This window comes from Staphylococcus sp. FSL H8-0121, assembly GCF_038008425.1.
Classification (GTDB): Bacteria; Bacillota; Bacilli; order Staphylococcales; family Staphylococcaceae; genus Staphylococcus; species Staphylococcus pasteuri.
This window is the reverse complement of record NZ_JBBOZB010000001.1, coordinates 756,494-771,835: the sequence shown is the minus strand read 5'-3', so window position 1 is coordinate 771,835 and position 15,342 is coordinate 756,494. Positions and strand designations below refer to the sequence as shown.

Here is a 15,342-nt window from a genome sequence, read left to right as displayed (position 1 = left end):
AAGTTAAGTATATGAAAATAGCAACTTTAAATAGAGGAAAAGAAACAAAATACCATAATCAATATCCACTAATAGACGAAGATGATATTTATGCACATGATCACCTGAAAGAGGGGGATTTATTCAAATTAGTAGATGGTAGGGAGCAATATATCGCAACCGCTTATGTAGGTCGACAACATAAAGGTTTAGGATGGGTGTTAAGTTATAATCCTTCTGAAGATATTAATACTGCTTTTTTCAAAAGACTATTCGAACAGGCATTGACTGAAAGAGAATATTATTACCATATTGATGGAACAAATGCTTTTAGATTATTTAATGCTGAAGGCGATGGTGTCGGAGGATTAACAATTGATAATTATGATGGGAACTTGTTAATACAATGGTATTCAAAAGGAATTTATAAGTACCGTTACTATATTTTAGAAGCAATAAAATCAACATTTGAGTATCAATCTATCTACGAAAAAATGCGTTTCAAAGATACAGAGTATACTGGTGGATTTGTTGAAGGAGAACGTCAGACATTCCCAATTGTTATAGAGGAAAATTTCACATTTTATAATGTTGACTTAGAAGATGGATTAATGACTGGTATATTCCTAGATCAAAAAGAAGTAAGGAAAAAATTACGTGACCAATTTTCTGAGGGACGTCATATTTTAAACGTGTTTAGTTATACTGGTGCATTTTCTGTGGTAGCTGCACAAAATGCTTTATCAACAACAAGTGTAGATTTAGCTAATCGTTCAAGAGGATTAACAGAGGAAAACTTTGGACTAAATGCGATGGACCCTAAATCTGAATATATTTATGTTATGGATACATTTGATTTTTACAATTATGCCAAAAGACATGGTCATCAATATGACACAATCGTTATAGATCCACCAAGTTTTGCACGTAACAAGAAAAAAACATTTTCTGTTCAAAAAGATTACGATAAATTAATTGACGGTGCTTTAGACATCTTATCTGAAAAGGGAACATTATTGTTATGTACGAATTCTAGTGTATTTTCACTTAAAGCATTTAAAAATGTAATTAAAACGACTTTAGATAATGCTGAAGTTGAATATGAAATTAAAGAAGTTATGGGATTACCTAAAGACTTTAAAACACATCCTCACTACAAACCTTCAAAATATTTAAAAGCGATTTTCGTTAATATTGTGCATTAAATATTTATAAACTGGGTATATAGTCTTAATGAAATATGAATCTGGGAAGGGGAATAAGATGAGTATTAGAAATAAAGTGACTAACAAAGTTACTAATACTGTTGGTAACAGAGTTTTAAATATTGAAGAAATTAAAGAAAAAAGTAATTTACCAGTAACTCAAAGTGAATTACAAGATAGACGAGAATCAGCGGAAAAACTCGTTAAAAAGAAATCTATATTATCATCTGGTATGAGTGTTGTACCTATTCCAGGTTTAGATTTTGGTGTTGATATCAAATTAATGAGAGATATCATAAGCGATGTAAACAAAATCTATGGATTAGATCATAAACAAGTTAATTCATTAAGCGATGATGTTAGAGAACGTATTATGTCAGCAGCAGCTATTCAAGGTAGTCAATTCATTGGTAAAAAATTGACTAATGCGTTGATGAAAGTAGTTATCAGAGATGTTGCTAAAAGAACAGCTGCTAAACAAACGAAATGGTTCCCATTTGTTGGACAAGCAGTTTCAGCGTCAATTAGTTATTATTTCATGAAAAAATTAGGCCAGGATCACATTGAAAAATGTGAAAAAGTCGTCAAAGATTTACTTTAAAGACTATAAATTGTTATAATTTTGTAGAAATATACTGAAACCGGTTTTAAAGAAATTGAATTTAACTATTGGTTTTGGTAAAGTTAAAGTATAAAAAATTATGTTAGATTGTAAGTATATTGAAGATTCTAACTTATAGAAGGAGAAATAAATTTATGGAACAAAAATCATATGTAATTATCGACGAAACAGGAATTCACGCTCGCCCAGCAACAATGTTGGTACAAACAGCTTCAAAATTTGATTCAGATATTCAATTAGAATACAACGGTAAAAAAGTTAACTTAAAATCAATTATGGGTGTTATGAGTTTAGGTGTTGGTAAAGATGCTGAAATTACAATTTATGCTGACGGTAGCGACGAAACAGAAGCAATTGAATCAATCAGTGATGTCTTATCAAAAGAAGGTTTAACTAAGTAATATGTCTAAATTAATTAATGGTATTGCGGCATCTGACGGTGTAGCAATCGCTAAAGCATACTTAATAGTTGAGCCAGACTTAACTTTTGACAGCAGTGAAACAATCACTGATGTTGAAGGTGAAACTAGCAAATTCAATAACGCTATCGAAGCATCTAAAATTGAATTAACTAAAATAAGAAATAATGCAGAAGTTCAATTAGGCGCTGATAAAGCAGCTATTTTTGATGCACATTTACTTGTTTTAGATGATCCAGAATTAATTCAACCAATCCAAGATAAAATTAAAAATGATAAAGTTAATGCTGCGACAGCATTAAATGAGGTTACTACTCAATTTATTACTATTTTTGAATCTATGGATAATGAATATATGAAAGAACGTGCTGCTGATATTAGAGACGTTTCTAAACGTGTTTTAGCACATATTCTTGGTGTTGAATTACCAAACCCAAGTATGATTGATGAAAGTGTTGTTATTATTGGTAATGACTTAACACCTTCTGATACAGCACAATTAAACAAAGAATTCGTTCAAGGTTTTGTTACGAATATTGGTGGCAGAACAAGCCACTCAGCAATTATGAGTCGTTCTTTAGAAATCGCTGCTGTTGTAGGTACAAAATCAATCACTAAAGAAGTGAAACAAGGTGATATGATTATTGTCGATGGTTTAACAGGTGATGTTATTATCGACCCTACAGAAGATGAAGTAATTGCTTATCAAAATAAACGTGAACGTTTCTTTGAAGATAAACAAGAATTACAAAAATTACGTGATGCAGATACTGTATCTGTAGATGGTGTTCATGCTGAATTAGCAGCTAACATCGGTACACCAAATGATTTACCAGGTGTAATTGAAAATGGTGCACAAGGTGTTGGATTATATCGTACTGAGTTCTTATACATGGGTAGAGATCAATTACCTACTGAAGAAGAACAATTCGAAGCTTATAAAAAAGTATTAGAAACTATGGAAGGTAAACGTGTCGTTGTTCGTACATTAGATATTGGTGGCGATAAAGAATTACCTTACTTAGACTTACCTGATGAAATGAATCCATTCTTAGGTTACAGAGCGATACGTCTTTGCTTAGCACAACCCGATATTTTCAGACCACAATTACGCGCGTTATTACGTGCCTCTGTTTATGGTAAATTAAATATTATGTTCCCAATGGTTGCAACTATCAAAGAATTCCGTGATGCTAAAGCTATGTTATTAGAAGAAAAAGAAAATCTTCAAAACGAAGGTTATGATGTATCTGATGACATTGAAATTGGTATCATGGTTGAAATTCCAGCAACTGCAGCTTTAGCTGATGTATTTGCTAAAGAAGTTGATTTCTTTAGTATCGGTACAAATGATTTAATTCAATACACATTAGCTGCAGATCGTATGTCAGAACGTGTATCTTACTTATACCAACCATACAACCCTTCAATTTTACGTTTAGTTAAACAAGTTATTGAAGCTTCTCACAAAGAAGGTAAATGGACAGGTATGTGTGGTGAAATGGCAGGAGACGCAACTGCAGTGCCATTATTATTAGGTTTAGGATTAGACGAGTTCTCAATGAGTCCTACATCTATTCTTAAAGCTAGAAGACAAATTAATGGCTTAAGCCAAAACGAAATGTCAGAATTAGCAAATCGAGCTATTGATTGTGCTACACAAGAGGAAGTTATCGAATTAGTTAATAACATTTCAAAATAATATATATTAAAAAGCAACTAGGGCAATTAATTTTGCTCTAGTTGCTTTTTTGTTTGTTCATTCAAGATTATTTAATATTAAAAGCATCATTAATTTTATCCATATCAACTTGATACATAGGTTGGTTATCTAACAATATAAATGGGGTAGCAAATGCATCATAATCCATCATTTCAATACGATATTGATTATTTTTAATGTTTTTTTCTATAAAATCAACATTATTTGCTTTTAGATGATTTTTAACAAATGTACAAGGTGGACAATCGTCTTGAGTATATAATGTTATCTGTGACATCGAAAATTTCCTTTCTCTTAAATTTGTATAGACTTATCTTATAGATAAATTCTTAAAATATCAATGGTGTGAACATTGTGTGTCTTTTAATAAATTTTATATCAAAATTGTAAGCAGATGTATTTTGTTTGTGATACAGAAGATTTATAATTTTAAGCATTGTAAAATATTTAAAATTATAAGTACAAGGTGATTATATATGGATTCAGTAGAAATAAGCCGATTGCTTACAGGTATGACATTAGCAGTACATATCATATTTGCAACAATCGGTGTTGGTATGCCATTAATGTTTGTTATTGCAGAATTTCTTGGTATACGTAATAATGATGCGAATTATATAGCATTAGCAAGAAGATGGTCAAAAGGTTATACAATAACTGTTGCAGTTGGTGTTGTAACGGGTACAATTATTGGTTTACAACTGTCGCTTGTTTGGCCGACATTTATGAAAATGGGTGGTCATGTCATAGCCTTACCATTATTTATGGAAACATTTGCTTTCTTCTTTGAAGCAATTTTCCTAAGTATTTATCTTTATACATGGGATAGATTCAAAAATAAATGGATTCACTTTTTCATTGGTTTACCTGTGATTATCGGTGGGTCGTTCTCAGCATTTTTTATAACGTCAGTTAACTCATTTATGAATACACCTGCTGGCTTTGAAATGAAGAATGGTCGAATGGTGAATGTTCAACCATTAGAAGCAATGTTTAATTCATCATTTATTGTAAGATCATTTCACGTCGTTGCGACAGCAGGTATGACAATGGCATTCGTTCTTGCAGCAATTGCAGCGTTTAAGTTATTAAAAAATCGTCACCCAGAAGATAAAACATATCATTTAAAATCTTTAAAAATGACTATGATTGTTGGTTTTATATCAACATTATTATCTATGTTAGCAGGGGACATGTCTGCAAAATTCTTGCACAAAGTACAACCTGAAAAATTAGCAGCTTATGAATGGCATTTTGATACGCAGTCACATGCCAATTTAGTATTTTTTGGTGTATTAAACGACAAAACAAAAGAAGTATCTGGTGCTATTGAAATACCTGGAATGTTAAGTTTTTTAGCTGATAATAATACGAAAACAACAGTAAAAGGACTTAATGATTTTCCTAAAAATGAATTACCACCATTAATCGTTCATTATTTCTTTGATTTAATGGTATCTATGGGTGTATTTTGTTTTATTGTTTCTGGAATATATATGTTATTTTTAATCATTAAAAAATTACGTAAGTTTACAACTCATAAAGCTATGTTATACGGTATTTTATTAACTGGACCAGCTTCTATGTTAGCTATAGAGTTTGGTTGGTTCTTAACTGAAATGGGACGCCAACCATGGATTGTAAGAGGTTATTTAAGAGTTTCACAAGCTGCAACACAAGCTGGAGGCATTACGTTAGTAACAATACTATTTGGTTTATTATATTTAGTACTTTTAGTAACTTCAGCTTATGTTTTACTAAGAATGTTTAAAAATAAACCGGCAATCAATGATGTTGATCGAGTAATTAAAGAAAGAGGTGATAGCAAATGATGTATTCATATATAGGTATTACAGTGTTATGGATATTTTTATTTTGCTATATCATCGTAGCCTCAATTGATTTTGGTGCAGGATTCTTTGCACTCCACTCTAAAATTACTGGTGATGAAAAGAAAATTAATCACCTTATTGAAAGATATTTAAGTCCAGTTTGGGAAGTAACCAACGTATTTTTTGTATTTTTCTTTGTCGGTTTCGTCGGTTTCTTTCCGGATTCTGTTAAGTATTTAGGAACAGTGCTACTTGTTCCCGGTTCACTTGGAACGATATTGATTTCAATTAGAAATAGTTTTTACGCATTTGAAAATTATGGTCAAGATACTAAATTACCATGGATTGTCTTATATGGTTTAACAGGTTTGTTGATTCCGGCTGCATTAGCGACTGGATTAACGATTTCAGAAGGTGGCTACATAAAAGAAGTTGGTAATCATGTTGATTTGGAATGGGTTCAATTGTTATTAAGTCCTTTCGCATGGTCCGTAGTATTTTTAGCCATTATATCTGTACTTTATATATCTTCAGGATTCCTAACGTTTTATGCTAATAAAGCGAATGATAAACCAGCATACGATTTAATGAGACGTTGGCATATATTTTGGGGACCACCAATGATGATTATTTCATTATTTGTCTTTTTATCACTAAGAGTTCAAAATTCATATCATTTTAATAATGCTGTCTTTAACTATTGGTGGATGTTTGTTATTAGTTTTATATTTTTCTTAATTGCTGGTGCATTAACAATATTTAAGAAAAATCATGGCTTGGCATTTATTATGGTTATTCTACAGATGTTATTTGCCTTTTTCGGATATGGTATCAGTAAATTGCCATATTTATTACAACCATTTGTGAAAATTTCAAGTTCCCATGTCAATGATGAAATGGGTCTAGCACTTGTAATAGCATTTATTTTAGGTTTACTTTTATTAGTTCCATCGTTAATATTATTATTGAGATTATTTGTTTTCGATAAAGATTATGTTGAGGGCAAAAAATAATTTATAAAAGTTTATCAATATATAACAACGGTATTGAATCAATTTTTAAAGTGTTACATTAGTAAGGATTGATTTAGCCGTTGTTATTTAAATGTGTATATATTACGGAGGACAATTATGGAAAAGGAATACGTTGTAATTGGTTTAGGTCGTTTCGGTGGCAGTATTGTTCGTGAACTTAACGCCTTAGATATGGATGTTATGGCTATTGATAGTGATGAAAATAGAGTCAATGAATATAGCGATATTGCAACACATGCAGTTGTTGCAGATACAACAGATGAAGCAGTAATGAAAAGTTTAGGTATAAGAAACTTTGATCATGTTATTGTGGCAATTGGTGAAAATATTCAATCTAGTACCTTAACTACACTTATTTTAAAAGAATTAGGTGTAAAAAAGGTTACAGCCAAAGCACAAAATGATTATCATGCCAAAATATTAAATAAAATAGGGGCAGATACTGTTGTACATCCAGAACGTGATATGGGAAGACGTATTGCACATAATGTTGCAAGTGCCAGTGTATTAGATTATTTAGAATTAGCAGATGAACATTCAATCGTTGAATTAAAAGCTACAGAAAAAATGACTGGACAAACTATCATAGACTTAGATATCCGTGCTCAATATGGAATTAATATTATTGCTATTAAAAGAGGTAAGCAGTTTATAGTTTCACCTGATCCATATTTAAGTATTGAAATCGGGGATATACTGATTATGATTGGACACGATAATGATTTAGGTCGCTTTGAAAAGAATATCGTTAAATAAATAATATTAGTAATAAGTAGGGATATACCCTACAATTCTAGCACTCAGATGAAGTAGATTAATTTCAATTCATCTGAGTGTATTTTTGTGTTCTAATATTTTATTTTTCCAATACAAAAACTCCCATAAGTGAAATTATCGAAGGATAATTATTACTTATGGGAGTTTATTATAGAATTATTGATTTTTATTTTCATTAACTTTCATAATAACCGGTAAAATCATTGGTCTACGAGCTGTTTTTTCAAATAAATATGGTTGTAATGTTTCAATAATTGAAGATTTAATTTGATGCCACTGTATATCTTTATTTTGATTTAATTTGGATATAACATCTGTTTTAATACGACGTTGTGCATCATATATTAATTGGCCAGATTCACGCATGTAAACAAAACCTCTTGATATGATATCTGGACCTGAAAGTAAAGTGTTAGTATTAAAGTCGATGCTAACTACAACGATTACTAAACCTTCTTCAGATAATAATTTACGATCTCTAATAACAACGTTACCTATATCACCAATACCGCTACCATCGACAAGGACATTACCTGAAGGGATTCTGCCTGCTTTACGAGCCGAATCATGTGTTAAGGCAAGTACGTCACCTATATCAAAGATAAATACATTATCTTCATCTACACCACACTCAACACCAGTTTCACCATGTGCTTTCAACATACGGTACTCACCATGAATAGGTAAGAAGTATTTTGGTTGAATTAAACGTAGCATAAGGGACTGGTCTCCACGTGAACCGTGTCCAGATGTATGAATATTAGAAATTTTACTATGAATGACATCTGCACCAGCTTTGTAAAGTGCATTGATTGTACGGTTAATACTTTTTGTATTACCAGGAATAGGTGATGAACTAAATACCACTGTATCTTCTGGGATAATTTTAATTTGTTTGTGTGTACCATTAGCAATACGAGATAATGCTGCCATTGGTTCACCTTGAGATCCTGTACATAAAATAAGTAATTCATGTTTAGGAATACTATTAATTTTACCTGGTTCTACAAAAGTTTCAGGTGGAGCTTTAATATAGCCTAATTCCATACCAATTTTAATATTATTTTCCATTGAGCGTCCGAATGTGACAATTTTTCTATTGTGTTTAACAGCGGCTTCTACTGCTTGTTGTACACGATAGATATTCGAAGCGAAGGTAGCAAATATGATACGACCTTTGCAATTACGGAAAATTTTATCGACATTTTGACCAACTTCACGTTCACTAAGTGTAAAATCTGGTACTAAAGCATTTGTTGAGTCAGATAGGAGACAAAGCACACCTTCTTCACCAAGTTTAGCCATTTTTGCAATATTAGCTGGTTCACCAACAGGTGTGAAATCAAACTTAAAATCTCCAGTATGAACAATTTTACCTTCTGGAGTATCCACAACAACACCGTATGCTTCTGGGATACTATGAGTAGTAAGGTAGAATGAAATTTCAAAGTGTTTTGATTTAATGACACTATCTTCATTAATTTCGTTCAGTTGAGCAGTACGTAATAAGTTATGTTCTTCTAATTTGTTTCTAATCAATCCTAAAGCTAATGGACCACCGTAAATAGGTACATTAATTTGCTTTAATAGGAAGGGCACACCACCTATATGATCTTCGTGTCCATGTGTTATGAACAGACCAACAATTTTATCTTGGTTCTGTTCTAAGTAAGTGTAATCAGGAATGACATAGTCAATTCCTAAAAGATTATCATCTGGAAATTTAATACCAGCATCAATAATCACGATTTCATTTTTGTACTCAATAGCATAAGTGTTTTTACCAACTTCACCTAAGCCACCAAGTGCATATACACCTACTTCATTTTGATGTAATTGTTTCATTATTCAGCTTTCTCCACACTGAAATGATCTGAAGTTTCTTTTTCGTAATCTAAATGTGCGCCCTCTAATTTAGTGATAAATTCGATATTAAAATTACGGTCTTTTAAATAACGTCTAACTTGTTCTTCAGTTTGTGCTTCAACATAAATTGTTTGTGTGTTTTCACGCACGATTACTTCATCTTTATTATGTTGATAGAATACTTTAAATACTGACATTGATATAATTCCTCCTAAGGGTTGTTTTAAATATTTATTCAAGTCCCTTGGTTTACAACTCGGGTTATTAAAGATAGAAACAATAAAATTCTAATTGATATAACTCTTCAATAAAGCATGCTTCCTTATTTAAAATAAAATACATACCAGCTCAATCTAAATAGATATACAATGATTCTATTTAATTTCACTACCGAGTATGTTTTCCAGGGAAATATTGTCGTTCAAATTTTGAAAAATAGCATTAGTTCACTAAGTTTTCAGTTAATATATATTTTACATGATGTATAAGAAGAAATAAAGCAGTTTTATCTTTAAGTAAAGTGGTAAGAAGTGTTTTAAGCGAGAATATTTAAATAATGACTAGTTTTTAAATGGAATTGTTCCACTTTTACTATTAGATATTTGTTTAAATTATAATAGATAGGTATTTAATAGATGAAGAAATATATAATGAGAAGTAGTGGAGTTAAGACTCGTAATAATATTTACAGAAGTTCAGAAATAAAAACTCGTAAGTAATTAATACTTACGAGTTTTAAAATTTCATATTAAACTTCTACTGCATCATTATGTGGTGTTAAAGGATTAGCTTCGTCGATATGATCGTAAAACATTACACCATTTAAATGATCAATTTCATGTTGGAAAACGATAGCAGGGTAGCCTTTTAAACGTAATTTAATATCATTACCTTCGATATCTTGAGCTTTTATTGTCACTCTATTATGACGATGAACCAATCCAGGAATTGATTCGTCAACACTTAAACATCCTTCACCAGTTGGTAAATAAGCTTCTTGGACACTATAACTCATTACCTTTGGATTCACTAACATATAGTCATAAGATTTCCCATTACCATCATCAGGTAAATAAACTGCAATCATTCTTTTTGAAACATTAATTTGTGGTGCTGCTAAACCTACACCGGAGCGTAAACCATATTTATTAGCGATGTCATCATCTTGACTATTAATTAAAAACTCACGCATAGCTTTTAATGTTTCTTTATCTTCATTAGATAAAGGGAAACTTAATTCTTGAGCTTTTTCACGTAGTGTAGGATGACCATCTCTTATTATATCTTTCATTGTTAACATGTTTGACACCTTCCTTAATATAAATATACCAAATTAGATAGGTAGAAGTACATTGATGTAAATTAGATTATTAGTAGAAATACTAAATAAAAGTTAGAATAACATCATAGTCGACAAACTTCTATAAGTAGAAGGTGTAAATTCAAAACTCACTGATACTATATAGTATAATAATTTTATATTATAATATAAATAAAGGCATACTCGTTATATACATGAATAGTTTAGACGGCTTATAATATCGATTTCGTTGATTTATAATGTAGATTTATTTATTATAACAAGCGTACAACTTTGAGGAGGAAACAGAAATGAAATTTAACAAAACGATAGCAGTAGTAGCTACATCGGCTGTTTTGTTAGCAGGATGTACTACAGATAAAAAGGAAATTAAAGCATATGACGATCAAGTACAAAATGCTTTTGATAAAGAAAAACCAGTTACAGATGTAAGTAAAAAAATAAATAAGTTAGAAGAAGAAAAACAAAAGCTATTTAAAAAAGCTAATGATAAAGATCAGCAAACTAGAGAGAAAGCTGCTGATGATATTGTCGAAAATGCAGAAAAACGTGAAAAAGAATTTAAAAAAGAAGAAAAAGCGCTTAATGAGTCTGAAAAAGAATTTAAAAAAGCAGAATCACACATTGATAATATAGACAATAAAGATAAGAAAAAAGAAGTTGAAGAACTAGATAAAGCGATAAAAGATAAATATAAAACACATAGCGACTATGCAAAGGCTTACAAAAAAGCTTTAGGTAAAGAAAAATCACTGTTTAGTTTTATTAATAAAGATGGTGCAACACAAGAACAAGTTGATGAAAAATCAAAAGAATTAAGTAAAGCCTACAAAGATATGAATAAGAAATTTAAAGCGTATTCAAAAGCTATGAACAAGGTAAATAAGGAAAAACAAGACGTAGATCAATTTAAATAATTTGACGATTGATACAGATGTAGGGGAAGTATTAGTACAGTCCTCACATCTGTATCTTTTTATAATAAAACAGAACTTTATGAAATCGTTTAACAGGGTTATTTATTTGTGATACAATTGTTATGGATAAAATGAATTTCTATTTATAAATGGGAAAGGTATGGTGAATTGTATGGCTCCTAAGTTACAAGCCCAATTCGATGCGGTAAAAGTACTAAATGACACACAGTCGAAATTTGAAATGGTTCAAATTTTAGACGTAGATGGTAACGTTGTAAATGAAGACTTAGTACCTGATTTAACAGACGAAGAATTAGTAGAATTAATGGAAAGAATGGTATGGACACGTATTTTAGACCAACGTTCTATTTCTTTAAATAGACAAGGTCGTTTAGGTTTCTATGCACCTACAGCAGGACAAGAGGCTTCTCAATTAGCTTCTCAATACGCTTTAGAAAAAGAAGACTTTATTTTACCAGGGTATCGTGATGTGCCACAAATTATTTGGCATGGTTTACCTTTAACTGAAGCTTTCTTATTCTCAAGAGGTCACTTCAAAGGAAATCAATTCCCTGAAGACGTTAATGCATTAAGCCCACAAATTATCATCGGTGCTCAATATATTCAAACAGCAGGTGTAGCATTCGGTCTTAAAAAACGTGGCAAAAATGCAGTTGCAATTACTTATACTGGTGATGGTGGTTCATCTCAAGGTGACTTCTATGAAGGTATTAACTTTGCTTCAGCATACAAAGCACCAGCAATCTTTGTTATTCAAAACAATAACTACGCGATTTCAACACCACGTAGCAAACAAACTGCAGCAACTTCATTAGCTCAAAAAGCTATTGCTGTTGGTATCCCTGGTATCCAAGTTGATGGTATGGATGCGTTAGCAGTATATCAAGCTACTAAAGAAGCTCGTGAACGTGCAGTTGCAGGTGAAGGTCCAACATTAATCGAAACTATGACATATCGTTATGGTCCACATACTATGGCTGGTGACGACCCTACACGTTACAGAACTTCAGATGAAGACGCAGAATGGGAGAAAAAAGACCCATTAGTACGTTTCAGAAAATTCTTGGAAAACAAAGGTCTTTGGAATGAAGAGAAAGAAAATGAAGTTATTGAACGTGCTAAATCAGACATCAAAGCAGCTATTAAAGAGGCTGACAATACAGAAAAACAAACTGTTACTTCTCTAATGGAAATCATGTATGAAGAAATGCCTCAAAACTTAGCAGAACAATATGAAATTTACAAAGAGAAGGAGTCGAAGTAAGCCATGGCACAAATGACAATGGTTCAAGCGATTAATGACGCGCTTAAAACTGAACTTAAAAAAGACGAAGACGTATTAGTTTTCGGTGAAGACGTTGGTGTTAACGGTGGTGTATTCCGTGTTACTGAAGGTTTACAAAAAGAGTTTGGTGAAGATCGTGTATTCGATACACCACTTGCAGAATCTGGTATTGGAGGTTTAGCTTTAGGTTTAGCTATTGAAGGTTTCCGTCCAGTAATGGAAATCCAATTCTTAGGATTCGTATATGAAGTATTTGACTCTGTAGCAGGACAAATCGCACGTACTCGTTTCCGTTCAGGTGGTTCTAAAACTGCACCTGTAACAATTCGTACCCCATTCGGTGGCGGTGTGCATACTCCTGAATTACACGCAGATAACTTAGAAGGTATTTTAGCTCAATCTCCTGGATTAAAAGTTGTTATCCCTTCAGGTCCATACGATGCTAAAGGTTTATTACTTTCTTCTATTAGAAGTAACGATCCAGTAGTATATTTAGAGCATATGAAATTATATCGTTCATTCAGAGAAGAAGTTCCTGAAGAAGAATATACAATTGATATCGGAAAAGCTAATGTTAAAAAAGAAGGTAACGACATTACTTTAATCGCTTATGGCGCAATGGTTCAAGAATCATTAAAAGCAGCTGAAGAGTTAGAAAAAGAAGGTTATTCTGTTGAAGTAATTGATTTACGTACAGTACAACCAATTGATATTGATACTTTAGTAGCTTCAGTTGAAAAAACAAATAGAGCAGTAGTTGTACAAGAAGCACAACGTCAAGCAGGTGTTGGTGCACAAGTAGCAGCTGAATTAGCTGAACGTACAATTTTATCATTAGAAGCTCCAATCGCTCGTGTTGCAGCAGCTGACACAGTATATCCATTTACTCAAGCTGAGAATGTTTGGTTACCAAATAAAAATGATATTGTTGAAAAAGCAAAAGCAACTTTAGAATTTTAATAAATGAATAAAATTTATATTAAATAGTGATTTTTATTATAAAATCTTAGGAGGAAAAAGACCGTGGCATTTGAATTTAGATTACCCGACATCGGGGAAGGTATCCACGAAGGTGAAATTGTAAAATGGTTTGTAAAAGCTGGAGATACAATTGAAGAAGATGATGTCTTAGCAGAAGTTCAAAATGATAAATCTGTTGTAGAAATTCCATCACCAGTTAGTGGTACAATTGAAGAAGTATTAGTTGATGAGGGTACAGTAGCAGTTGTTGGTGATATCATCGTTAAAATTGACGCACCAGATGCTGAAGAAATGACATTCAAAGGTCATCACAGTGATGAATCATCAAGTGATGCACCTAAAGAAGAAGCTCCTCAAGAAGACAATGCTTCATCTCAAGAAAGTCAACCAGCAGCAACTAATACTCAAGACGTTGAAGTTGATGAAAATAGAACTATTAAAGCAATGCCTTCAGTACGTAAATATGCACGTGAAAATGGCGTGAATATTAAAGCAGTTGCAGGTTCAGGTAAAAATGGACGTATTACAAAAGAAGATGTTGATGCATACTTAAATGGTGGATCAGCTCAAACTACATCTAATGAAAGTGCAGCATCAGATGCTACTTCAGAAGATAGTAACGTTGCAACAACTCAAACAGTTCCAGAAGGCGATTTCCCAGAAACAACTGAAAAAATCCCAGCTATGCGTAAAGCAATTGCCAAAGCTATGGTTAATTCTAAACACACAGCGCCACATGTTACATTAATGGATGAAATTGATGTTCAACAATTATGGGATCACCGTAAGAAATTCAAAGAAGTTGCAACTGAACAAGGAACAAAACTTACTTTCTTACCATATGTAGTGAAAGCACTTGTTTCTGCACTTAAAAAATACCCAGCACTTAATACTTCATTTAATGAAGAAGCTGGCGAAATTGTACACAAACATTATTGGAATATTGGTATTGCAGCAGACACAGACAGAGGTTTATTAGTTCCTGTTGTTAAACATGCTGACCGTAAATCTATTTTCCAAATTTCTGATGAAATTAATGAACTAGCTGTTAAAGCACGTGATGGTAAATTAACTTCTGATGAAATGAAAGGTGCAACATGTACAATCAGTAATATCGGTTCAGCTGGTGGACAATGGTTCACTCCAGTTATTAATCACCCAGAAGTAGCTATCTTAGGAATTGGGCGTATTGCTCAAAAACCGATTGTTAAAGATGGAGAAATTGTAGCAGCTCCAGTTCTTGCATTATCATTAAGCTTTGACCACAGACAAATCGATGGTGCAACTGGACAAAATGCTATGAATCACATTAAACGTTTATTAAATAATCCAGAATTATTATTAATGGAGGGGTAAAAAG

Annotated in this window: 15 protein-coding genes; 11 read left to right on the top strand and 4 right to left on the bottom strand. The window is 32.1% G+C overall.

The features are described from left to right. Positions 1–11: 11 nt before the first annotated feature. From LFT63_RS03710 to ptsP, 4 genes are all read left to right on the top strand, one after another. Positions 12–1,184, top strand: coding sequence for a class I SAM-dependent rRNA methyltransferase (locus LFT63_RS03710; RefSeq protein WP_029055533.1), 1,173 nt, complete (start codon positions 12–14; stop codon positions 1,182–1,184). A 58-nt stretch (positions 1,185–1,242) separates the two neighbouring features. Beyond that, positions 1,243–1,785 (top strand): hypothetical protein, encoded by a 543-nt coding sequence (locus LFT63_RS03705; protein ID WP_046466549.1) that lies wholly within the window; start codon positions 1,243–1,245, stop codon positions 1,783–1,785. 155 nt (positions 1,786–1,940) lie between these two features. Further along, positions 1,941–2,207, top strand: a complete 267-nt coding sequence (locus tag LFT63_RS03700) for a phosphocarrier protein HPr (protein ID WP_017637706.1) — start codon at positions 1,941–1,943, stop codon at positions 2,205–2,207. A 1-nt stretch (position 2,208) separates the two neighbouring features. Beyond that, a complete protein-coding gene (ptsP, locus tag LFT63_RS03695; RefSeq protein WP_017637705.1) occupies positions 2,209–3,927 on the top strand; it encodes a phosphoenolpyruvate--protein phosphotransferase in 1,719 nt (572 codons plus the stop codon). Positions 3,928–3,994: 67 nt separating this feature from the next. Here the strand turns inward: ptsP and LFT63_RS03690 are convergent, their stop codons facing one another. Continuing rightward, positions 3,995–4,225: a glutaredoxin family protein gene (locus LFT63_RS03690; protein WP_017637704.1), complete on the bottom strand. Its 231-nt coding sequence runs from the start codon at positions 4,223–4,225 to the stop codon at positions 3,995–3,997. A 199-nt stretch (positions 4,226–4,424) separates the two neighbouring features. Between LFT63_RS03690 and LFT63_RS03685 the strand changes: the two genes are divergently transcribed. The 3 genes from LFT63_RS03685 to LFT63_RS03675 all read left to right on the top strand — a co-directional run bounded on the left by LFT63_RS03685 (position 4,425) and on the right by LFT63_RS03675 (position 7,570). Next, positions 4,425–5,780, top strand: a complete 1,356-nt coding sequence (locus tag LFT63_RS03685; RefSeq protein WP_029055531.1) for a cytochrome ubiquinol oxidase subunit I — start codon at positions 4,425–4,427, stop codon at positions 5,778–5,780. Further along, positions 5,777–6,793: a cytochrome d ubiquinol oxidase subunit II gene (locus tag LFT63_RS03680; protein ID WP_017637702.1), complete on the top strand. Its 1,017-nt coding sequence runs from the start codon at positions 5,777–5,779 to the stop codon at positions 6,791–6,793. Before LFT63_RS03685 ends, LFT63_RS03680 begins: the two co-directional genes overlap by 4 nt. Before the next feature lie 117 nt (positions 6,794–6,910). After that, complete coding sequence (locus LFT63_RS03675; RefSeq protein WP_017637701.1) at positions 6,911–7,570, top strand: potassium channel family protein; 660 nt, start codon at positions 6,911–6,913, stop codon at positions 7,568–7,570. Positions 7,571–7,747: 177 nt separating this feature from the next. On the opposite strand, the gene rnjA is transcribed toward LFT63_RS03675, so the two are convergent. From rnjA to def, 3 genes are all read right to left on the bottom strand, one after another. Next, positions 7,748–9,436, bottom strand: a complete 1,689-nt coding sequence (gene rnjA / locus LFT63_RS03670) for a ribonuclease J1 (protein ID WP_340767984.1) — start codon at positions 9,434–9,436, stop codon at positions 7,748–7,750. Then, the gene (locus LFT63_RS03665) at positions 9,436–9,654 is read right to left on the bottom strand and encodes a DNA-dependent RNA polymerase subunit epsilon (protein WP_017637699.1); all 219 of its coding nucleotides are present in this window, start codon (positions 9,652–9,654) and stop codon (positions 9,436–9,438) included. Before LFT63_RS03665 ends, rnjA begins: the two co-directional genes overlap by 1 nt. Before the next feature lie 551 nt (positions 9,655–10,205). Continuing rightward, on the bottom strand, positions 10,206–10,757 hold the full coding sequence (gene def, locus LFT63_RS03660) for a peptide deformylase (RefSeq protein ID WP_017637698.1): 552 nt from the start codon (positions 10,755–10,757) through the stop codon (positions 10,206–10,208). A gap of 311 nt (positions 10,758–11,068) precedes the next feature. Here def and LFT63_RS03655 point away from each other — a divergent pair, with 311 nt between their 5' ends. The 4 genes from LFT63_RS03655 (at position 11,069) to LFT63_RS03640 (ending at position 15,338) form a co-directional block, all read left to right on the top strand. Next, the gene (locus LFT63_RS03655; protein ID WP_029055529.1) at positions 11,069–11,695 is read left to right on the top strand and encodes a YkyA family protein; all 627 of its coding nucleotides are present in this window, start codon (positions 11,069–11,071) and stop codon (positions 11,693–11,695) included. 172 nt (positions 11,696–11,867) lie between these two features. Continuing rightward, positions 11,868–12,980 (top strand): pyruvate dehydrogenase (acetyl-transferring) E1 component subunit alpha, encoded by a 1,113-nt coding sequence (pdhA, locus tag LFT63_RS03650; protein WP_154872675.1) that lies wholly within the window; start codon positions 11,868–11,870, stop codon positions 12,978–12,980. Between the two features lie 3 nt (positions 12,981–12,983). After that, on the top strand, positions 12,984–13,961 hold the full coding sequence (locus LFT63_RS03645) for an alpha-ketoacid dehydrogenase subunit beta (protein WP_017637695.1): 978 nt from the start codon (positions 12,984–12,986) through the stop codon (positions 13,959–13,961). Positions 13,962–14,024: 63 nt separating this feature from the next. Continuing rightward, positions 14,025–15,338 (top strand): dihydrolipoamide acetyltransferase family protein, encoded by a 1,314-nt coding sequence (locus tag LFT63_RS03640; protein ID WP_340767978.1) that lies wholly within the window; start codon positions 14,025–14,027, stop codon positions 15,336–15,338. The last annotated feature ends 4 nt before the right edge of the window (positions 15,339–15,342 follow it).